The 20,104-nt window shown below is 59.8% G+C and carries 17 protein-coding genes; 7 read left to right on the forward strand and 10 right to left on the reverse strand.

Features of this window, described 5'->3' with window-relative positions:
* Positions 1-132 precede the first annotated feature (132 nt).
* From ACVVH8_RS27225 to bioB, 8 genes are all read right to left on the reverse strand, one after another.
* Entirely contained in the window at positions 133-2,235 is a 2,103-nt protein-coding gene (locus ACVVH8_RS27225; protein WP_475227249.1) for a cytochrome-c peroxidase, read from the reverse strand.
* 273 nt (positions 2,236-2,508) lie between these two features.
* A complete protein-coding gene (locus ACVVH8_RS27230; protein ID WP_103304435.1) occupies positions 2,509-4,314 on the reverse strand; it encodes a phenylacyl-CoA dehydrogenase in 1,806 nt (601 codons plus the stop codon).
* A 276-nt stretch (positions 4,315-4,590) separates the two neighbouring features.
* Positions 4,591-4,887 (reverse strand): pyrroloquinoline quinone biosynthesis protein PqqE, encoded by a 297-nt coding sequence (locus ACVVH8_RS27235; RefSeq protein ID WP_475227251.1) that lies wholly within the window; start codon positions 4,885-4,887, stop codon positions 4,591-4,593.
* Positions 4,888-5,007: 120 nt separating this feature from the next.
* Positions 5,008-5,688 carry a dethiobiotin synthase gene (gene bioD, locus ACVVH8_RS27240; protein ID WP_475227254.1) on the reverse strand — a complete coding sequence of 227 codons (681 nt, stop codon included), beginning with the start codon at positions 5,686-5,688 and terminating at the stop codon, positions 5,008-5,010.
* Complete coding sequence (gene bioC, locus ACVVH8_RS27245; RefSeq protein WP_475227256.1) at positions 5,685-6,497, reverse strand: malonyl-ACP O-methyltransferase BioC; 813 nt, start codon at positions 6,495-6,497, stop codon at positions 5,685-5,687. The genes bioD and bioC overlap by 4 nt, the downstream gene beginning before the upstream one ends.
* Positions 6,490-7,221, reverse strand: coding sequence for an alpha/beta fold hydrolase (locus ACVVH8_RS27250; RefSeq protein WP_315446193.1), 732 nt, complete (start codon positions 7,219-7,221; stop codon positions 6,490-6,492). Before ACVVH8_RS27250 ends, bioC begins: the two co-directional genes overlap by 8 nt.
* Positions 7,214-8,392 carry an 8-amino-7-oxononanoate synthase gene (gene bioF / locus ACVVH8_RS27255; protein WP_475227259.1) on the reverse strand — a complete coding sequence of 393 codons (1,179 nt, stop codon included), beginning with the start codon at positions 8,390-8,392 and terminating at the stop codon, positions 7,214-7,216. Before bioF ends, ACVVH8_RS27250 begins: the two co-directional genes overlap by 8 nt.
* A gap of 175 nt (positions 8,393-8,567) precedes the next feature.
* Positions 8,568-9,623 carry a biotin synthase BioB gene (gene bioB / locus ACVVH8_RS27260; protein ID WP_103304440.1) on the reverse strand — a complete coding sequence of 352 codons (1,056 nt, stop codon included), beginning with the start codon at positions 9,621-9,623 and terminating at the stop codon, positions 8,568-8,570.
* Between the two features lie 90 nt (positions 9,624-9,713).
* Here bioB and ACVVH8_RS27265 point away from each other — a divergent pair, with 90 nt between their 5' ends.
* From ACVVH8_RS27265 to rarD, 5 genes are all read left to right on the forward strand, one after another.
* Positions 9,714-10,448, forward strand: a complete 735-nt coding sequence (locus tag ACVVH8_RS27265) for a phosphoribosyltransferase family protein (protein ID WP_475227263.1) — start codon at positions 9,714-9,716, stop codon at positions 10,446-10,448.
* Between the two features lie 189 nt (positions 10,449-10,637).
* A complete protein-coding gene (locus ACVVH8_RS27270) occupies positions 10,638-11,402 on the forward strand; it encodes a TOBE domain-containing protein (RefSeq protein WP_475227266.1) in 765 nt (254 codons plus the stop codon).
* A gap of 70 nt (positions 11,403-11,472) precedes the next feature.
* On the forward strand, positions 11,473-13,374 hold the full coding sequence (locus tag ACVVH8_RS27275) for a PhoX family protein (protein ID WP_475227268.1): 1,902 nt from the start codon (positions 11,473-11,475) through the stop codon (positions 13,372-13,374).
* Between the two features lie 166 nt (positions 13,375-13,540).
* Positions 13,541-14,515 carry a serine/threonine protein kinase gene (locus ACVVH8_RS27280; RefSeq protein ID WP_110720743.1) on the forward strand — a complete coding sequence of 325 codons (975 nt, stop codon included), beginning with the start codon at positions 13,541-13,543 and terminating at the stop codon, positions 14,513-14,515.
* A 203-nt stretch (positions 14,516-14,718) separates the two neighbouring features.
* A complete protein-coding gene (rarD, locus tag ACVVH8_RS27285) occupies positions 14,719-15,606 on the forward strand; it encodes an EamA family transporter RarD (RefSeq protein WP_475227271.1) in 888 nt (295 codons plus the stop codon).
* A 223-nt stretch (positions 15,607-15,829) separates the two neighbouring features.
* On the opposite strand, the gene ACVVH8_RS27290 is transcribed toward rarD, so the two are convergent.
* Positions 15,830-16,348: a glycine cleavage system transcriptional repressor gene (locus ACVVH8_RS27290; RefSeq protein WP_034155036.1), complete on the reverse strand. Its 519-nt coding sequence runs from the start codon at positions 16,346-16,348 to the stop codon at positions 15,830-15,832.
* 646 nt (positions 16,349-16,994) lie between these two features.
* Between ACVVH8_RS27290 and ACVVH8_RS27295 the strand changes: the two genes are divergently transcribed.
* Entirely contained in the window at positions 16,995-19,172 is a 2,178-nt protein-coding gene (locus ACVVH8_RS27295) for a malate synthase G (RefSeq protein WP_315446190.1), read from the forward strand.
* Between the two features lie 231 nt (positions 19,173-19,403).
* On the opposite strand, the gene ACVVH8_RS27300 is transcribed toward ACVVH8_RS27295, so the two are convergent.
* Complete coding sequence (locus ACVVH8_RS27300) at positions 19,404-19,850, reverse strand: response regulator (RefSeq protein WP_103304449.1); 447 nt, start codon at positions 19,848-19,850, stop codon at positions 19,404-19,406.
* Here ACVVH8_RS27300 and ACVVH8_RS27305 point away from each other — a divergent pair.
* Positions 19,849-20,103: a hypothetical protein gene (locus ACVVH8_RS27305; protein WP_475227273.1), complete on the forward strand. Its 255-nt coding sequence runs from the start codon at positions 19,849-19,851 to the stop codon at positions 20,101-20,103. The genes ACVVH8_RS27300 and ACVVH8_RS27305 overlap by 2 nt on opposite strands.
* Position 20,104: the final 1 nt, after the last annotated feature.

The raw sequence follows: 20,104 nt of genomic DNA on the forward strand, positions 1-20,104 counted from the left end.
ACACAATGTGATCCAGATCACATGCAGTCTCTTTAACGGCAGAAAACCTGAGTTTCTGAGCGAATCAGTAAGTTTTTTACCCTGATTGACGTGCTGGCCATCATTGCTGATGGCCAGCCATGCAATTGGCCTTCAAAGATCGTTGTAGAACGGCAGCAACGGGCCTTCTTCCGGACGTCGACCTTCCGCGCCATACGGCTTGAGATTGAGTAACGCGTCCGTCGCCTGGCGGGTGGTGACCTTCGGACTCGCCGGACGTTGGGTCACGGCGTTTTCATCGCCGACGTGGCCCTGCGGGATCACCAGCGACGGGTGATCGAACGGCGCCCGTTCCCACGCTACACGCGGGTCGGTCAGGCCGACTTCCATGAATTTCACCAGTGCATCGATCTCGTCCGGAGTCAGGTTGAGGCTGGTCATGTCCGGATCGAGGTTGGAGGTGTTGTGCTGGTTAGCCGACGGATGCTCGAAACCGCTGGTGTTGTTCGAGTCCTCACCACGGCGGTCACCACCACGGTTGTAAAACTCCATGACTTGCTTGAGCGTCGCGCGGCTGCCGTTGTGGAAATAAGGGCCGGTCAATGCAATGTTGCGCAAGGTCGGGGTCTTGAAGGCGCCGTCAACCGAATCGCGGAACCCGACATTGGGCTTGAGCGTGGCATCGCACGGGATGGCAGCGCTGAGCGGCGCTTCAAAAGTGCAAACGTCGACATCCAGCGGATCAGGAATGTTGCCGCCCTGCAGCACCTTGTTGTATTGACGGCTGAATGACCATGGATTGCCCCAGGCATCGACGCCACCCAGGGCCAGATCTTCAGAGGTCGGCCGCACGCCGGTGTTGTAGAAACCGTTGTCATAAAGAGTCGTCAGATTGTCGGCCATGACCATCCGTTCGATGCGCTCACGCGGATGCATCAGTAGACGACTGGCGGCGTTGGTCAGTTCTGGCCCACCGTGGCAGTTGACGCATTTGCCCTTGCCAAGAAACAGGTTCATGCCTTCGACCTGCTGCGCGTTCATCGCGGTTGAGTCGCCTTGCAGGTACGCATCGATCGGTGCCTGATCAGAGATCAACGTCGATTCGTACAGCTGAATCGCCAAGCCGAAGAACAGCGGGAAGTTGGCTTCCATCTGTGTGTAAGGCGCGCCGCCCACCAGCACATTTTGCGTGGCGTTCCACAGGCGTGGCTGGAAGGCGTTCTTGATCAATTCGCGATAGGTCGGGCGCCGCGCGCCGGACACCGAAGCGAGTACGGAGTCGCTGGAGGAAATCCGCTGCTGTTTAAGCATCAACTGATCGAGCATGCGCCGGCCAATGTCAGCAAAGGTGCGGCCGCCACAGGACATTTCTACCGCACTGCCGGGCGGCCCCACTGCTTGCGAGGCGGCGGAGGCATCGTTGAGAGCCAGTCTGACTTTCGTCGCAACAGTGCTGCGCTCGCTGGTCACATAAATCCCGGCGTCCGGATCACGATTGCCAAATGGCGAGAAACCGTTGAACACGTTGTTGGCCCGGCCGTCCCAGAAGTTGCGCACGTTGAACGCAGCGTTGATCACCGACGGCGCATTACGCCCGGTACTGCGGCGCACGTTGATGCCGCCGACCTGAAAGATACCGTCCGGCTGCTGGGTGCATTTGTCGAAGCGCGGTTGATTGGGTTTGACGAAATTGGCGTCGAACACACCTTGTGAGCCGACCACGTCGTCGGTCGAATAAACGATCGGTGAGTTGCGCTCCAGCGGATTGCTCAGCACATGGGTCGGGAAGTCGGTTTTTTTCAGCGTGTAGTTCGGCCCGCCCCTGCCGCCGGACAGGGTCGCGTAGGACGCCACGTCACCGGGAATGTCGGACGCCACAAACGGTTTATTGAAGATCGACGCGACGTTGGCGTTGGTGTGCGCCTGGCCGGGATTGAGCTGGTTGGTGATGCGGTGATCGACGCCAGCGTGGTAATGGCAGGATGCACACGCGGTGGCGCCATCACTGCCGACTTCCATGTCCCAGAACAGCGCTTTGCCAAGCAGGATCGCGGCGGAGCGGTTGAGTACATAGTCGGTCATCAGGTCAACCTTGCGCCCGCCTTCGGTTCCGGAGGGATCGGGCGGCACCATGCCACGCAATGATTGCAGGCGGGGGACTTCGGGTACCGGCGGATCCACTTCTGCGGGTGTCGCGGCCATCGCGCCGCAGGCAGTGAGTGCGAGGGTTAACCAGGCAAGTCGACAGATGTTCATGTGCTTCACCCTGACGGTTGTTGTCGTGAGTTCGCCGGGCGAGAGGCGTCGTGAAACAGCACAGGATTTCTCATGGGCGCCGGTTAATCAGCGCAGTGCAATTAATTGGCCACCCCCCAAAGAAACATTTTGAATCAATAAATCCGTGGGCCAGACACTGGCGGCTACCGTTTCTGCTGGGGAATCACCCCCAGTGTTGGGGACAGACTCCAGCACAAAAAAAAACCGCTGCCCCCGAAGGAGCAGCGGTTTTTCAAAAGACCGCGTTAAGGCTTAGTAGCCCAGTGCGAAGTCTTCTTCTTTCATGTCCATCAGGTTGTTGGCGCCCGACAGCATGGTGGCCACGTGGGTGCGGGTACGTGGCAGGATGCGCTGGAAGTAGAAGCGCGCGGTTTGCAGCTTGGCGGTGTAGAACGCTGCGTCGCCAGTGCCTTCTGCCAGTTTTTCGGCAGCCAGACGTGCCATGTCGGCCCAGAAGTAAGCCAGGCAGGCATAACCGGAGTACATCAGGTAGTCCACGGAGGCCGCGCCGACTTCTTCGCGATCTTTCATGGCGGCCATACCGACCTTCATGGTCAGCTCGCCCCACTCCTTGTTGATTGCCGCCAGCGGTGCGACGAACTCTTTGACGGCTTCGTTGCCTTCGTTGTTCTGGCAGAACTTGTGGACGATCTTGGTGAAGCCTTTCAGAGCCTCGCCTTGGGTCATCAGCACTTTACGGCCCAGCAAGTCGAGTGCCTGGATGCCGGTGGTGCCTTCGTACAGCATCGAAATGCGGCTGTCGCGAACGTTCTGCTCCATGCCCCACTCGGCGATGAAGCCGTGGCCGCCGTAGATCTGCACGCCGTGGTTGGCGGCTTCGAAGCCGACTTCGGTCATGAAGGCTTTGGCGATCGGCGTCATGAACGCCAGCAGTGCGTCGGCTTTCTTCTTCTCTTCTTCATCCACGCCGTACTTGACGATGTCGACCTGTTTGGCGGTGAAGTACACCATCGCACGGTTGCCTTCGGCGAATGCCTTCATGGTCAACAGCATGCGACGTACGTCTGGGTGCACGATGATCGGGTCAGCGGCTTTGTCCGGCGCTTTCGGGCCAGTCAGGGAGCGCATTTGCAGACGATCGCGAGCGTATTTCAGGCCGCCCTGGAAGCCGATTTCGGCGTGGGCCAGACCTTGCAGGGCGGTACCCAGACGCGCGGTGTTCATAAAGGTGAACATGCAGTTCAGGCCTTTGTTCGCCGGGCCGATCAGATAACCGGTGGCGCCGTCGAAGTTCATCACGCAAGTGGCGTTGCCGTGGATGCCCATCTTGTGTTCCAGCGAACCGCAGGTCACAGCGTTGCGAGCACCAACGGTGCCATCAGCGTTCGGCAGGAACTTTGGAACGATGAACAGGGAAATGCCTTTGGTGCCAGCCGGTGCATCCGGCAGGCGAGCCAGCACGATGTGGACGATGTTGTCGGCCATGTCGTGTTCACCGGCCGAGATGAAGATCTTGGTGCCGGAGACTTTGTAGGAACCGTCGGCCTGAGGTTCGGCCTTGGTGCGCAGCATGCCCAGGTCGGTGCCGCAGTGCGGTTCGGTCAGGCACATGGTGCCGGTCCATTCGCCGGAGACCAGTTTGGTCAGATAGGCTTCTTGCTGCTCAGGCGTGCCGTGCTCGGAGATGGTGTTCATCGCGCCGTGCGACAGGCCTGGGTACATGCCCCACGACCAGTTGGCTTCGCCAACCATTTCGCTCACAGCCAGACCCAGCGACTCAGGCAAGCCCTGACCACCGTGCTCGACGTCGTGCGCCAGGCTTGGCCAGCCGCCTTCGACGAATTGCTTGTAAGCCTCTTTGAAGCCCGTCGGCGTTTTCACGCCGGACTCGCTCCAGGTGCAACCTTCGAGGTCGCCCACGCGGTTCAGCGGTGCCAGTACCTGCTCACAAAACTTGGCGCCTTCTTCGAGAATGGCGTCAACCATGTCCGGAGTTGCGTCTGCGCAAGCCGGAAGGCTCTGATAGTGCGCTTCGTAGCCGAGCAGTTCGTCACGAACGAAGCGAATATCACGCAAGGGGGCCTTGTAGTCAGGCATAGCGATAAACCTCTGCTGATGTAACCGGGAATGAACGACCGTGTTGATTTGTTGTGACGGTCAAACAGTTGTTTGAAACATACGTTTACGCCGAAATCTTGTCAAGCGTCGATCTTTTGCCGTTCGTCTTCACAACTTTCAAACGCCGGACACAGCAAACCGCCATGCGCTCGGAGGAGCCACGGGCGATAGAAAAAGATTAGTTGAGGAAGAAAGACTTACAACGAAAAACGCCGCGACAAGGCGCGGCGTTCGGCATGCACAAAGCGAGAAATGTCAGGCGAAGGTGTCGATGATCGTACCGAGCACTTCATCGGAAGCCTTGGCGACTTTCGCGCCCAGTTCCACTTGAAACTTGCCCTGGGCCATCTCGACCATGTCACTGCCCAAGTCCGTTTGCTGACTGCGATCAACCCCACGCAGACGGTCAACCTGAGCCTCGGAAGACTGACTGGTGACCGAGCGTTCAATGGTGTTGTTGGCGATCTGGCTGGCAGCCTGATCGACGCGGTTCTGCCCGGTCTGAATAGTGCTCAAACCAGCATAAAAAGCTGTGTTACCGGAGATTTCCATGGGAGTTCTCATCCTTGGGAAGGATCAATGCGTGCCATTGAACCAGACGCGTCAGAAAAACACCCGTCAAAAACACTAATGGCACAGTGCCTGCCCATAGGCAGGCTTCATGGGTAAAAACTAGTCAAGCAGATCCAATTGCAAATGCTCGGCAACCGCCTCGGCACTCAATGCCTTGAGTTTCGGCACGCGCCCCAGGCACGGCGCCGGAATCCGCTCGGCCAGCGTCGCCAGATTCTCCTCCAGCCTCGACGTCTTCGGGTCGATGATGTTGGCCACCCACCCCGCCAGTTGCAGGCCATCACGCGCGATCGCCTCAGCCGTCAACAATGCATGACTGATACACCCCAGCCGCACACCCACCACCAGAATCACCGGCAGCTTCAGGGCGATGGCCAGATCCGACAGATTGTCCTGATCCGCCAACGGCACCCGCCAGCCGCCCGCGCCTTCGATCAGGGTGAAATCGGCATTCAATGCGAGAATCTCGCGCATCGGTGCCAGCAATGATTGCACTGTCAGCGCCACGCCGGCTTCGCGCGCAGCCAGATGCGGCGCAATCGCCGGCTCGAAGGCCACGGGATTGACCTGTTGATAACTCAGCGGCAAAGAACATTCGGCCAACAGCGCCAGCGCATCGGAATTGCGTAATCCTTTGGGCGTCACCTCACAACCGGAAGCCACAGGCTTGCCCGCCGCCGTGCTCAACCCCGCTGAGCGCGCCGCATGTAACAACCCGGCGGCAACCGTGGTCTTGCCGACGTCGGTGTCAGTTCCAGTGATGAAATAGGCGGCGCTCATAAAGGTTTCTCCAACACGGCGTAGACCACCTGATAAGTCGCCGGCAAACCCGACGCCTTACGGAACCGCTCGTATGCCTCGACCAGGCCAAGTATCCGCGCCCGCCCGGTCAACCCGCCCGGTCGCCCGGGGTTCAGATTGTGCGCACCCAGCGCTTTCAACTCATGGGTCAGACTGCGCACATCCGGGTAATGCAGCACATGCGCCTGATTCTCCAGACTCACCGTGCGCAATCCACTGGCCGCACACAACTGCTCATAGCGGGCGAACTCGCGGAAACGGTTGACGTGCACCAGGCCATCGACCTGACGCCAGCTATCACGCAATTCGTACAACGTTCCGACACAAAGACTAGCAAACGCGAAAATCCCCCCCGGTTTCAGTACGCGAAACGCCTCACTGAGCACCGAATCAAACTCCGCACACCACTGCACCGCCAGGCTGGAGAAGATCAAATCGCAGGTGCCATCCTGCAATGGCAGACGCTCCGCATCACCGGCAATGAAATGTTCGGCGCCACCCAACGGACGGGCGTGTTCGAGCATGCCCTCGGCGATATCCAGCGCCAGCCCCTGCCGCCCGGTGAATCGCTCAGCCAACGCACGGGTGAAGTAACCGGTGCCGCACCCCAGATCCATCCACCGCGATGGCGAAAAACCTGCCGGCAGGCGTTGCAGCAATTGTGTACCGACATCACGTTGCAACTCGGCGACGCTGTCATAACTGGCCGCCGCGCGGGAGAAAGAGGCCGCCACCTGACGCTTGTCAGGCAAGCCGCCGGGCAGCGCTACAAGGGACAAATCAGTCATCACCGCACTCATGTAGAAAAGCCTGGATCGCACCCGCCACTCCATGGGGGTCCTCCAGAAGAAACGCATGGCTGGCCTGTTCGATCAGACCAATCTCGATATCCGGCAACAGCGCGAACAATTCGCCCGCCGCCTCCGCAGGCACCAGGCTGTCCTGCCCGGCGAACAGATGTAACTGCGGGCCGCGAAACGCCTGCAAGGCTTCACGGGTGTCCAGTTGCGCGAGCAATTCCAGCCCGGCCATCAACGCGGCCGGCGCAACGCTCGGCGCAGCGCCAAGCAGCAGTCGCGACAATCCGCGCGGGTCCTCGGCGCCTTGGGCACACAGCAGGGAAAATCGCTTGAGGGTAAGCCGCGGATCAGCATTGCAACCGGCGAGAAAGCCATCGAACGTCTCGCCGGGCATCGCACTCGGCCATTGTTCGTGGGCGACAAAAGAAGGGTTGCTCGCCAGCGTCAGCAAACCGCAGCAGCGCTCGCCACGGCGCGCCGCCAATTCGGAAGCGAGCATGCCACCCAGCGACCAGCCACCGAGCCAGACGTCTTGGGGAATGCGCTCATCAAGTACATCGAGCCATTCCAGTAGATCGCTGGAATCCAGCTCCGGCAACGGCTCGATATCGACGTTAAGGTGCTCGTCGAGCCCTTGCAATGCGGCGGCCAAGGGTTCCATCGGCGAAACGCCGAGGCCCCAGCCGGGCAGCAGGATCAGGCGATTACGCATGGCTTGGCTCCGACGACAGTTGGGCAAAGCAATCGGCCAGTCCTTCTAACAATAGCTGCACCTGCGCCTCGCTGTGGGCGGCGGTAAGAGTCACCCGCAGGCGCGCACTGCCAGCAGGCACGGTGGGCGGACGAATCGCCGTGACCATCAGCCCGCGTTCACGCAGCATCTGCGACAAACGCACCGCGCGCCCCGCATCACCGATCATGATTGGCTGGATCGGCGTGAAGCTGTCCATCAGTTCCAGACCAATCTGTTTGGCACCATGGCGGAACTGGCGGATCAGCGTCTGCAAATGTTCGCGACGCCAGTGTTCGCTGCGCAGCAGTTCCAGACTTTTCAGTGTCGCGCAGGCCAGTGCCGGTGGTTGGCTGGTGGTGTAAATGTACGGACGGGCGAACTGGATCAGGCTTTCAATCAGTTCTTCACTGCCAGCAACAAACGCGCCTGCCGTACCGAACGCTTTACCGAGCGTCCCGACCAGCACCGGTACATCCTCCAGGCTCAAACCGAAATGCTCGACAATCCCGCCGCCATTGGCGCCCAGCGGGCCGAAGCCGTGGGCATCGTCGACCATCAGCCACGCGCCTTTGGCCTTGGCCTCAAGGGCCAGTGCCGGCAGGTCGGCAAGATCGCCGTCCATGCTGAAGACGCCATCGGTGACCACCAGCGTATTGCCGGTGGCTTTCTCAAGACGCTTGGCCAGACTCACCGCATCGTTATGCAGATAGCGATTGAATCTGGCGCCGGACAACAAGCCAGCATCCAGCAAAGAGGCGTGATTGAGACGGTCTTCCAGCACCGTATCGCCCTGCCCGACCAGCGCCGTGACCGCGCCGAGGTTGGCCATGTAGCCGGTGGTAAACAGCAGCGCACGCGGGCGCCCGGTGAGATCGGCCAGCGCTTCTTCCAGTGCGTGATGCGGGCCACTGTGGCCGATCACCAGATGCGAAGCGCCACCGCCCACGCCCCAGCGCTCGGCACCGGCGCGCCAGGCTTCGATCACTTGCGGGTGATTGGCCAGGCCCAGATAGTCGTTGTTGCAGAACGCCAGCAACGGCTGGCCGTCGACCACCACTTCGGGCCCTTGCGGGCTTTCAAGCAGTGGGCGCTGGCGGTAGAGGTTTTCGGCACGACGGGCAGCAAGGCGTGCGGCGAGATCGAAAGACATGCAGGCCTCGACAGATCAAATCACATGAACCGGATGGACACGGATCCTGTGGGAGCTGCGGTGCGACGATTCGACTTGCCAGCGATGGCGGCGCCACATTCAACATAAATGTCAAATGCCAGTACGCTATCGCTGGCAAGCCAGCTCCCACGAGGTTTTGCATCGCATCAAAAAATCAAACAGCGGCGTTATAAAACTGCTCGCTGCTCTTCTGCTCCACCAGCGCCTGCTCGATCGCAGCCTGGTGCACTTCATCGGCGTGCTCTTCGCGGGCTTCCGGTTGAATGCCCAGGCGCGCGAACAACTGCATGTCCTTGTCGGCCTGCGGGTTGGCGGTGGTCAGCAACTTGTCACCGTAGAAAATCGAGTTGGCGCCGGCAAAGAACGCCAATGCCTGCATCTGCTCGTTCATCGCTTCGCGGCCGGCGGAAAGGCGTACATGGGATTGCGGCATGAGGATGCGCGCCACGGCGAGCATGCGGATGAAATCGAACGGGTCGATGTCTTCAGCGTTTTCCAGCGGCGTACCGGCGACTTTCACCAGCATGTTGATTGGCACCGACTCCGGGTGCTCCGGCAGGTTGGCCAACTGGATCAGCAGGTTGGCGCGGTCGTCCAGCGACTCACCCATGCCGAGAATGCCGCCGGAGCAGATCTTCATCCCCGACTCACGCACGTAAGCCAGCGTCTGCAAGCGCTCGCTGTAAGTACGAGTGGTGATGATGCTGCCGTAGAACTCCGGCGACGTGTCGAGGTTGTGGTTGTAGTAATCGAGCCCGGCCTTGGCCAAGGCTTCGGTCTGCTCCTGATCGAGACGACCTAGGGTCATGCAGGTTTCCAGGCCCATGGCTTTTACACCCTCGACCATTTTCAGCACGTACGGCATGTCTTTGGCCGAAGGATGTTTCCACGCTGCGCCCATGCAGAAACGGGTCGAACCAATGGCCTTGGCGCGAGCAGCCTCTTCGAGGACCTTCTGCACTTCCATCAACTTTTCTTTTTCCAGACCGGTGTTGTAGTGACCGGACTGTGGACAGTATTTGCAGTCTTCCGGGCAGGCGCCGGTCTTGATCGACAACAGGGTCGACACCTGAACGCGGTTGGCGTCGAAATGCGCGCGATGCACCGTTTGCGCCTGGAACAGCAAGTCGTTGAATGGCTGTACGAACAACGCTTTGACTTCGGCCAGTGACCAGTCGTGACGCAGGGTGGCGGTGGTGCTCGCGCTCATGGGTAGTTCCTTGGTTATGCTTGGCTGGCGCCGGGGAAACGGAATACCCACAGGCGCTACACGGATGTTCGGCATATTTAAGGAAGAGTCATGAGCTGTCAACCACGATACGAAGGACAGGTTTACATCTGTTTAAAAAACATACAGATCTGTTTGTTGTGCGATGAGCCCGCAGAAGCAGAAATGCCAATCTGCGATGCCTGCGAAACCGAATTGCCTTGGCTCGGTGACCACTGCCAGACCTGCGCCCTGCCGCTGTCCGCAGCCGGCCTGACCTGCGGCGAGTGCCAGCTAGAGCCGCCGGCATTCGAACAGGTCGTCGTGCCATGGCTTTACGGCTTCCCGGTAGACAGTCTGATTACGCGTTTTAAACACAACGCGAAATGGCCGTTTGGCCACCTGCTCGCCGACGTTCTCGGGCAATACCTGCAACATTGCTTCGATGAGGGTTTGCCCAGGCCCGACGTGTTGGTGCCGGTACCACTGGCGAGCAAACGCCTGCGTCAACGCGGGTTCAATCAAGCCGCGATGTTGGGGCGATGGTTGAGCAAACAGCTCGATCTGCCATTTGAAGAACAGGTGCTTCGGCGGATTCACGACACTAACGCCCAGCAGGACCTCGACGCCAAGGCGCGCAAGCGCAATTTGCGTCACGCCTTCGCACTCGCGCCCGACGCGGATGTGAAAGGTCGGCACTTCGCGTTGATCGATGACGTACTGACCACTGGCGCCACTGCCCAGGCACTGGCGCGACTGTTGAGGGATGCAGGCGCCGCTCGGGTCGATGTCTACTGCTTGGCCCGGACCCCAAAACCCGGAAGCTGAAGCCAAACACAATCCCCCTGTAGGAGTGAGCCTGCTCGCGATAGCGGTGGAAAGGTCAGCATAGATGTTGGCAATGACAACGCCATCGCGAGCAGGCTCACTCCTACAAGGGATCTCGGCTCGGCTTGACTCTCGCGTCGCAAGCCGCCAACTTCACTTCCCACCGCCACAGCACAAAAGCACCCATCCATGTCCATGCCTTCTCTGTTGTCCCAGCACATCGTCCGCCGTCCGCAGCGCATCGCTTTGCTGCAACACATCGCCGAACAAGGCTCGATCACCCGCGCGGCGAAAAGTGCAGGCTTGAGCTACAAAGCGGCGTGGGACGCCATCGATGAGCTGAACAACCTGGCGCAAAAACCGCTGGTTGAACGTGCCGTCGGTGGCAAGGGCGGCGGTGGCGCGAAGTTGTCGGATGAGGGCGAACGAGTGCTGCGTCTTTACCAAAAGCTGCAAGCCTTGCAAGCGCAGGTACTCGAAGCGGCGGAAGATGCCAGCGATCTGGATTTGCTCGGGCGCCTGATGCTGCGCACCAGCGCGCGCAACCAGTTGCACGGCAAGGTCGTGGCAATCGAAGCTCATGGCCGCAACGACCTGATCCGTCTCGAGCTGGCCGAAGGCCTGTGCCTCGATGCGCAAATCACCCATGACAGCACCGTGCATCTGGAGCTGCAAACCGGCACCGAAGTGGTCGCCCTGATCAAGGCCGGGTGGCTCGAATTGCTCGCCAGTGATCAACCCGCAACGTCTGGACACAATCTTCTCAAGGGCACCCTCGAAGCGATTCTCGACGCCGAAGACGGCCCCAGCGAAGTCCGCATCTCCCTGCCGAACGGCCACACCCTCTGTGCGCTGGCCGAACCGCTGGACTTGCGCACTCGCAAGTTGTCCGTAGGGCAATCGGTACAGGTGCAATTTTCGCCGTCCAACGTGCTGATCGGTACGCCGCTCTAATCAAGCCCTGCAACGAAAGCGTCATCGACGCTCATTAAGGTGTCTGCCAAAACCAAGCAGGGAGCCTGATGTGAGCCTATTAGAAGAAAACCAATCGACTGACCTGGAAAAGATGGTCGGCCTCAGCCGTCGCGGTTTCATCGGCGCCGGTGCGCTGTGTGGCGCGGCGATGTTCCTCGGCGGCAGCCTGTTGAGCCGCAGCGCACTGGCCACCGGCGTCAGCGCCGGCAACAGCCGCCTGCTCGGTTTCGAGAGCATTCCCGCTGCGACCACCGATGTCATCACGCTGCCCAAAGGCTACAAGTCTTCGGTACTGATTAGCTGGGGCCAGCCGCTGCACAAGAACGGCCCGGCCTTCGACCCTAGCGGCAATGGCACCGCCGCCGCACAGGAAGTGCAGTTCGGCGACAACAACGACGGCATGAGCCTGTTCGAATTCCCGGATGATCGAAACCGCGCCTTGATGGCGATTAACAATGAATACACCAACTACCGCTACCTCTACCCGCACGGCGGCATGCCGCAATCGGCCGAAGACGTGCGCAAGGCGCTGGCCTGCGAAGGCGTGTCGGTGATCGAGGTGCAGCGCAAGAACGGTCAATGGCAGTTCGTCCAGGGTTCGCGCTACAACCGCCGCATCCACGGCAACTCGCCGTTGCGCATCAGCGGCCCGGCGGCCGGCCACGACTTGATGAAAACCGCTGCCGACAAGCACGGCAAGAAAGTCCTTGGCACCTTCCAGAACTGCGCCAACGGTAAAACCCCGTGGGGCACTTACCTGACCTGCGAAGAAAACTTCACCGATTGCTTCGGCAGCAGCAACGCCCAGCAGCAGTTCGATCCGGCGCAGAAACGCTATGGCGTGTCGGTCGCCAGTCGCGAGATCAACTGGCACCCGTACGACCCGCGTTTCGACATGGCGAAGAACCCCAACGAACTCAACCGTCACGGCTGGGTGGTCGAGATCGATCCGTTCGACCCGCAATCGACCCCGGTCAAACGCACGGCGCTGGGCCGCTTCAAGCATGAAAACGCCGCCCTGGCCGAGACCGACGACGGTCGCGCCGTGGTGTACATGGGCGATGACGAGCGTGGCGAGTTCATCTACAAATTCGTCAGTCGCGACCGCATCAATCACCGCAACGCCAAGGCCAACCGCGACATCCTCGATCACGGCACCCTGTACGTGGCCAAGTTCGATAACGGCGACAGCAACCCCGATCACCCGAAAGGCCAGGGCCAGTGGATCGAATTGACCCACGGCAAGAACGGCATCGACGCCAGCAGCGGTTTTGCCGATCAGGCCGAAGTGCTGATTCACGCGCGCCTCGCCGCCAGCGTCGTCGGCGCCACGCGCATGGACCGCCCGGAGTGGATTGTGGTCAGCCCGAAGGACGGCCAGGTTTATTGCACCCTGACCAACAACGCCAAGCGTGGCGAGGACGGTCAACCGGTGGGCGGGCCGAACCCGCGTGAGAAGAACGTCTACGGGCAAATTCTGCGCTGGCGCACCGACCGCGATGATCATGCTTCGAAGACGTTTGCCTGGGATCTGTTCGTGGTTGCCGGTAACCCGGGCGTTCACGCCGGGACGCCGAAGGGCGGCTCGAAGAACATCACCCCGCAAAACATGTTCAACAGCCCGGATGGTTTGGGTTTCGACAAGGCCGGACGCTTGTGGATTCTCACCGACGGCGATTCGAGCAACGCCGGGGACTTTGCCGGGATGGGCAATAACCAGATGCTGTGCGCTGATCCCAAGACCGGCGAGATTCGCCGGTTCATGGTCGGGCCGATTGGCTGTGAGGTGACGGGGATCAGCTTCTCGCCGGATCAGAAAACTCTGTTTGTCGGGATTCAGCATCCGGGGGAGAACGGTGGATCGACATTCCCCGAGCATCTGCCGAATGGCAAACCGCGATCTTCGGTGATGGCGATTACCCGTGAGGATGGCGGGATCGTCGGCGCCTGATCGGGCCTCATCGCTGGCAAGCCAGCTCCCACAGGGGATCGCATTCCAAATGTGGGAGCTGGCTTGCCAGCGATGGCGTCAGCACAGACACCAACCACCTTTCCAGCTGCCATCTGCGCTACCATGCTGGGCCGGACGCGGCAGCCTGCTGCGCGCAGGAGTCAGCATGGCCCACCCGTTTGAAACCCTCACACCCGACCTCGTCCTTGATGCCGTTGAAAGCATCGGGTTTCTCAGTGATGCGCGCATTCTGGCGCTCAACAGCTACGAAAACCGCGTCTATCAGGTCGGCATCGAAGACTCCGAACCGCTGATCGCCAAGTTCTACCGTCCACAGCGCTGGACCAACGAAGCCATCCTCGAAGAACACCAGTTCACCTTCGAATTGGCCGACGTCGAAATTCCGGTGGTCGCGCCGTTGATCCACAACGGTGAAACCCTGCACGAACACGCCGGTTTCCGCTTCACCCTGTTCCCTCGTCGTGGCGGGCGGGCGCCGGAGCCGGGCAATCTTGATCAGTTGTATCGCCTCGGTCAGTTGCTCGGGCGGATTCACGCGGTCGGCGCCACCAAGCCGTTCGAACACCGTGAAGCCCTCGCCGTGCAGAACTTCGGCCACGCCTCGCTGAATACTTTGCTCGAAGGCAACTTCATTCCGAAAAGCCTGCTGCCGGCTTACGAGTCCGTCGCCCGCGACCTGCTCAAACGTGTGGAGGATGCCTACGCCAACACGCCGCACCAGAACATCCGCATGCACGGCGACTGCCATCCCGGCAACATGATGTGCCGCGACGAGATGTTCCACATCGTCGACCTCGACGACTGCCGCATGGGCCCGGCGGTACAGGACATCTGGATGATGCTCGCCGGTGATCGTCAGGAATGTCTGGGGCAGTTGTCGGAATTGATGGACGGCTACAACGAATTCCACGATTTCGATCCACGCGAACTGGCGTTGATCGAGCCGCTGCGCGCACTACGCCTGATGCATTACAGCGCCTGGCTGGCGCGGCGCTGGGACGATCCGGCGTTCCCGCACAGCTTTCCGTGGTTTGGTACTGAACGTTATTGGGGCGATCAGGTGCTGGCATTGCGTGAGCAGCTTTCGGCGCTCAACGAAGAACCGCTGAAACTCTTCTGACAATTTCCCCCTGTAGGATTGAGCCTGCTCGCGATTACGCCGGTACATTCAATATTTCTGTTGTCTGACACACCGCCATCGCGAGCAGGCTCACTCCTACAGGGTTTTTTGTGTTCACACATTTCTGACCATTCTGCTCCGACATTCGTCGACAAACTTCCTTACAATCCCTGCTCTGTCAGCTGCCTGAGCAAGGATTCTGCATGCAAGCCGCCAACCCGCGTCGCGGGTACATTCTGGGCCTGAGTGCCTACATCATCTGGGGCCTGTTCCCGATCTATTTCAAAGCCATCGCCGAAGTGCCGGCCGTCGAGATCATCATCCATCGGGTGTTGTGGTCAGCGCTGTTTGGCGCGCTGCTGCTGATGGTGTGGAAACACCCGGGATGGCTGCGCGAATTACTGGATAACCCCAAGCGTCTGGCAATTCTGGCCTTGAGCGGCACGCTGATCGCCGCCAATTGGCTGACCTATGTGTGGTCGGTGAACAACGGACGCATGCTCGAAGCGAGCCTCGGTTACTACATCAACCCGCTGGTGAATGTGCTGCTGGGGATGTTGATTCTTGGCGAGCGTCTGCGGCGCATGCAGTGGCTCGCGGTGGGGCTGGCGACGGTGGGTGTGGCGCAACAGGTGTGGCAGGTCGGCAGTCTGCCGTGGGTGTCGCTGGTGCTGGCGTTGACGTTCGGTTTCTACGGGCTGATCCGCAAGCAGGCACCGGTCAAGGCGTTGCCGGGGCTGGTGGTGGAGACCTGGATGCTGGTACCGATTGCCCTCGCGTGGCTGCTGTTCAATCAGACCGCGACCAGCGCTCAACCCGAGTTCTGGACCACGTCGCAAGCCTGGTGGCTGGTCGCGGCCGGACCGGTGACGTTGATCCCGTTAGTGTGCTTCAACGCCGCCACGCGACACCTGCCCTACACCACCATCGGCTTCCTGCAATACCTCGCGCCAACGCTGGTGTTGTTGCAAGCGGTACTGCTGTTTGGTGAGCACTTGTCGTCCAGCACGCTTATCGCGTTTATCTTCATCTGGGCCGGTCTGGCCGTTTACAGCGTCGATGCCGTGATCAGTCTGCGCCGGCGCAGCTGATCAAAAAATGCACAAACCTCCGCAGGCCACGGCTCTCGTGGCCTGCATCGTTCCTTCCCAAGGTTATCCACAGCGTGATCCCCGCCGTTTGTGTGCAAGTTGTTGAATGCTGGCGGTTTTTTGATCAACTCACGCGAAGCCACGTTCGGCGTGGCCTGGAGCTTGGTCTCTACAGGTTATCCACAGGCGGGTGCACGTTAAAACTGGATAACCCGTGTGGCCCTTAAACGTCTGTGCGTAACACCAGTTCGACCATCAGATCGTCGGCCAGAGTTTCCAGGCGCGACTGCAACACATCGAGGGACAAGGTCAGCGGCACGGCGAGAATCGCTTCGGCGTGGAACAACGGTTCGCTGCTCATCGGTGCCGGCCGCACTTCCGTCACCAGCCGTTCGAGGTTCACGCCCTGTTCGCTCAACAGCCGAGTGATATCGCGCACAATCCCTGGACGATCATTGCCCACCAGTTCCATCGCAATCGGTTTCCAGGTACAGGATTGCTCGATGCCGCTTTCGGCAATCAACACACGAATGCCATGAGTCGACAGCGCTTGTAAGGCATCGACTAATTCGTCGTAAGCCTCTGCCGGTACGCCCACCCGCAAAATCCCGGCGAACTGCCCGGCCATCCGCGACATCCGACTTTCCAGCCAGTTACCGCCGTGCTCGGCGATGCATTGGGCGATGCGCTCGACCTGCCCGGGCTTGTCCGGGGCGAAAACGGTGAGTACGAGATGGTCCATGGCGCAGCCCTCTTGTCATGACTTTTGTTATAGAAAGGCAAGTATAGGCAAGGGGTTTGATTCAGCCCGGGCGGCATTTTGTGCGGATGACGTGGGCTGGGTTTTGCAAGCAACCTGTGGCGAGGGGATTTATCCCCGATGGGTGGCGAAGCCGCCCCTGCGCGCTGACCGGTAAACCGGGCTGACAGGGTTTACGGCTGCTGCGCAACCGATCGGGGATAAATCCCCTCGCCACAGAATTCTGTACAGCTGAACTGCGCCATAGCAGGCAGACAGTATTTATGTGTACAACTTTTGATATTTAGCTGGAACAATCCAATGGTTTTTTGAGAACATCCCGTTCCGCGATGTGACCGCAATGCGACATGAGGTCGCAGAACGACGTTATTAGTCTGATTTTCACAAGCGCAACTCATCATGTAGTATGCCTCGGCACGCACTACATAACGCTGGATCGATGTCTGCCCAAGGCATGTTCGCAACCCTGAAAGCCCCGTCAGCAAGGCCCCAAGCCGTTGATTGGTCCCAGCCCAGCCGCCAGCAATGGCATGTACTGGTCGGAAGGTTTGTGGTTTAAATGGCCAGAGGCTTCATTGTCAAATTGAAGAGCTGAAAAGCGAAATAGCTGAGCAGAGTGAGGCAAGCAATGACTGAACACGTTCAAGTCGGTGGCCTGCAGGTCGCCAAAGTCCTGTTCGACTTCGTGAACAACGAAGCCATTCCCGGTACCGGCCTCACCGCCGAAAAATTCTGGGAAGGTGCCGACAAGGTCATTCACGACCTGGCACCGAAGAACAAAGCCCTACTCGCCAAACGCGATGACTTCCAGGCGCGCATTGATGCCTGGCATCAGGAACGCGTCGGCCAGGCCCATGACGCCGCGGCCTACAAAACCTTCCTGCAAGAAATCGGTTATCTGCTGCCAGAAGCGGCTGATTTCCAGGCAACGACGCAAAACGTCGATGACGAAATCGCCCGTACCGCCGGCCCGCAACTCGTGGTGCCGGTGATGAACGCCCGCTTCGCTCTCAATGCCTCGAACGCCCGCTGGGGTTCGCTGTACGACGCCCTCTACGGCACCGACGCGATCAGCGAAGACGGTGGCGCGGAAAAAGGCAAAGGCTACAACAAGGTGCGTGGCGACAAAGTCATCGCCTTCGCCCGGGCCTTTCTCGACGAGGCCGCGCCACTGGCCGCCGGCTCCCACGTCGACTCGACCGCCTACAAAATCGCTGACGGCAAACTGCTGGTCACCCTCAAGGGCGGCAGCAACACCGGCCTGCGTGACGACGCTCAATTGATCGGTTTCCAGGGCGATGCCAATGCCCCGATCGCCATCCTGCTGAAGCACAACGGTCTGCATTTCGAAATCCAGATCGACGCCAGCACCCCGGTCGGCCAGACCGACGCCGCCGGCGTCAAAGACGTCCTGATGGAAGCGGCCCTGACTACCATCATGGACTGCGAAGACTCCGTGGCTGCCGTCGATGCCGACGACAAAGTGGTGATCTACCGCAACTGGCTCGGCCTGATGAAGGGCGACCTGGCGGAATCCGTGTCCAAGGGTGGCCAGACGTTCACCCGCACCATGAACCCGGATCGCAGCTACACCACGCCCAATGGCGGCGAAGTGACCCTGCATGGCCGCTCGCTGTTGTTCGTGCGCAACGTTGGTCACCTGATGACCATCGACGCGATCCTCGATAAAGACGGCAACGAAGTACCGGAAGGTATCCTCGACGGTCTGGTGACTTGCCTCGCGGCAATGCACAACCTCAATGGCAACACCTCGCGCAAGAACACCCGCACCGGTTCCGTCTACATCGTTAAACCGAAGATGCACGGCCCGGAAGAAGCGGCGTTCACCAACGAGCTGTTCGGCCGCATCGAAGATGTGCTGGGCCTGAAACGCAATACGCTGAAAGTCGGGATCATGGACGAGGAGCGCCGCACCACGGTCAACCTCAAGGCCTGCATCAAGGCGGCCAGCGAGCGCGTGGTGTTCATCAACACCGGCTTCCTCGACCGCACCGGCGACGAAATCCACACCTCCATGGAAGCCGGCCCGATGGTGCGCAAGGCTGACATGAAGGCCGAGAAATGGATCGGCGCCTATGAGAACTGGAACGTCGATATCGGTCTGAGCACCGGCCTGCAAGGTCGTGCGCAAATCGGTAAAGGCATGTGGGCAATGCCCGACCTGATGGCAGCGATGCTCGAACAGAAAATCGCTCACCCACTGGCCGGTGCCAACACCGCCTGGGTGCCATCGCCGACGGCTGCTGCGCTGCACGCGCTGCATTACCACAAGGTCGATGTGTTCGCCCGTCAGGCCGAACTGGCCAAACGTGCCCGCGCTTCGGTTGACGACATTCTGACCATCCCGCTGGCGGTCAACCCGAACTGGACGCCAGAGCAGATCAAGAACGAACTGGACAACAATTCTCAGGGCATTCTTGGCTATGTGGTGCGCTGGATCGACCAGGGCGTTGGCTGCTCGAAAGTACCGGACATCAATGACGTCGGCCTGATGGAAGACCGTGCCACGCTGCGTATCTCCAGCCAGCACATCGCCAACTGGCTGCGCCACGGTGTGGTCACCGAAGCGCAAGTGATGGAAAGCCTCAAGCGCATGGCGCCGGTAGTGGACCGTCAGAACGCCAACGACCCGCTGTACCGTCCGCTGGCGCCGAACTTCGACAGCAACATCGCCTTCCAGGCGGCGGTCGAACTGGTGATCGAAGGCACCAAGCAGCCGAACGGCTACACCGAGCCGGTGCTGCACCGTCGTCGCCGTGAGTTTAAGGCTGCCAACGGCCTGTAATTCTACGTAGACGCTGGATATGAAAAAGCCCTGATCTTTGGATCAGGGCTTTTTTTTGTGAAAGCAGAATCAAAAGATCGCAGCCTTCGGCAGCTCCTACAGGTGATTGTTGATCGTTCCCACGCTCCGCGTGGGAATGCAGCCCGGGACGCTCCGCGTCCCAACAGCGGACGCAGAGCGTCCATTGAGGCATTCCCACGCAGAGCGTGGGAACGATCGGCAAATCAGGCGCTATGGCTCTATGCCCAACTCATGTTTGACCAACCCGAGCAACTTGCCCGTATCAATCGGCTTGAGCAGAAAATCCACCACGCTCAAATGCATCGCCGCAATCGCGTCTTTCACATCGGCATCGCCGGACACAATGATGATCGGCAGCGCCGCCCGCACCGATTCGCGCACCTGTCGAATCAGCTCAAGGCCATCGACATTGCCCATGCGCAAATCAGTGATCACCAGCCCGATCGAAGGTTTTTCCTCGAGCATCTTCAGCGCCGTTTCGCCGCTGGCGGCGGTCATGCAGCGAATACCGTCCAACGCCAATATCTCCGCGAGCAACTCCCGAGCGTCCTTGTCGTCATCGACGATCAGCACACGCTGCGGCGGCAGGTCGGGTTCGAGCATCACAGCGCTGAGCGCTTCCCGCTCGGCGTCGCTCAAAATATCGTGGTCGGACATGGCGTTCTCTATGTTTCCAAATCAATCACCTGCACAGTCGTCAGACATCGCCATGCAGAGCTTCAATGTGCACTTCGTCGGATTTTTTTCCAATAGCCGGACGGTTGAATTCCCGACTGATTTTGTAGGGCACTTCCCAAATGTGCCCAACGGCATGGCAAACCTAGACTTACGTCCAATGGGCACCCTGCTCGCCGGGGCCGACCATGGCTGCAACGATCCGACAACAACAATTCGAAAAAGACTGCGGTAAT

The organism is Pseudomonas trutticola BRTCR10, from assembly GCF_056155105.1.

Coding starts and splice junctions, on each gene's coding strand:
- ACVVH8_RS27225 (WP_475227249.1), bottom strand. CDS start 2,235: ATGAACATCTGTCGACTTGCCTGGTTAACCCTCGCACTCACTGCCTGC.
- ACVVH8_RS27230 (WP_103304435.1), bottom strand. CDS start 4,314: ATGCCTGACTACAAGGCCCCCTTGCGTGATATTCGCTTCGTTCGTGAC.
- ACVVH8_RS27235 (WP_475227251.1), bottom strand. CDS start 4,887: ATGGAAATCTCCGGTAACACAGCTTTTTATGCTGGTTTGAGCACTATT.
- bioD (WP_475227254.1), bottom strand. CDS start 5,688: ATGAGCGCCGCCTATTTCATCACTGGAACTGACACCGACGTCGGCAAG.
- bioC (WP_475227256.1), bottom strand. CDS start 6,497: ATGACTGATTTGTCCCTTGTAGCGCTGCCCGGCGGCTTGCCTGACAAG.
- ACVVH8_RS27250 (WP_315446193.1), bottom strand. CDS start 7,221: ATGCGTAATCGCCTGATCCTGCTGCCCGGCTGGGGCCTCGGCGTTTCG.
- bioF (WP_475227259.1), bottom strand. CDS start 8,392: ATGTCTTTCGATCTCGCCGCACGCCTTGCTGCCCGTCGTGCCGAAAAC.
- bioB (WP_103304440.1), bottom strand. CDS start 9,623: ATGAGCGCGAGCACCACCGCCACCCTGCGTCACGACTGGTCACTGGCC.
- ACVVH8_RS27265 (WP_475227263.1), top strand. CDS start 9,714: ATGAGCTGTCAACCACGATACGAAGGACAGGTTTACATCTGTTTAAAA.
- ACVVH8_RS27270 (WP_475227266.1), top strand. CDS start 10,638: ATGTCCATGCCTTCTCTGTTGTCCCAGCACATCGTCCGCCGTCCGCAG.
- ACVVH8_RS27280 (WP_110720743.1), top strand. CDS start 13,541: ATGGCCCACCCGTTTGAAACCCTCACACCCGACCTCGTCCTTGATGCC.
- rarD (WP_475227271.1), top strand. CDS start 14,719: ATGCAAGCCGCCAACCCGCGTCGCGGGTACATTCTGGGCCTGAGTGCC.
- ACVVH8_RS27290 (WP_034155036.1), bottom strand. CDS start 16,348: ATGGACCATCTCGTACTCACCGTTTTCGCCCCGGACAAGCCCGGGCAG.
- ACVVH8_RS27295 (WP_315446190.1), top strand. CDS start 16,995: ATGACTGAACACGTTCAAGTCGGTGGCCTGCAGGTCGCCAAAGTCCTG.
- ACVVH8_RS27305 (WP_475227273.1), top strand. CDS start 19,849: ATGGCGTTCTCTATGTTTCCAAATCAATCACCTGCACAGTCGTCAGAC.
- ACVVH8_RS27300 (WP_103304449.1), bottom strand. CDS start 19,850: ATGTCCGACCACGATATTTTGAGCGACGCCGAGCGGGAAGCGCTCAGC.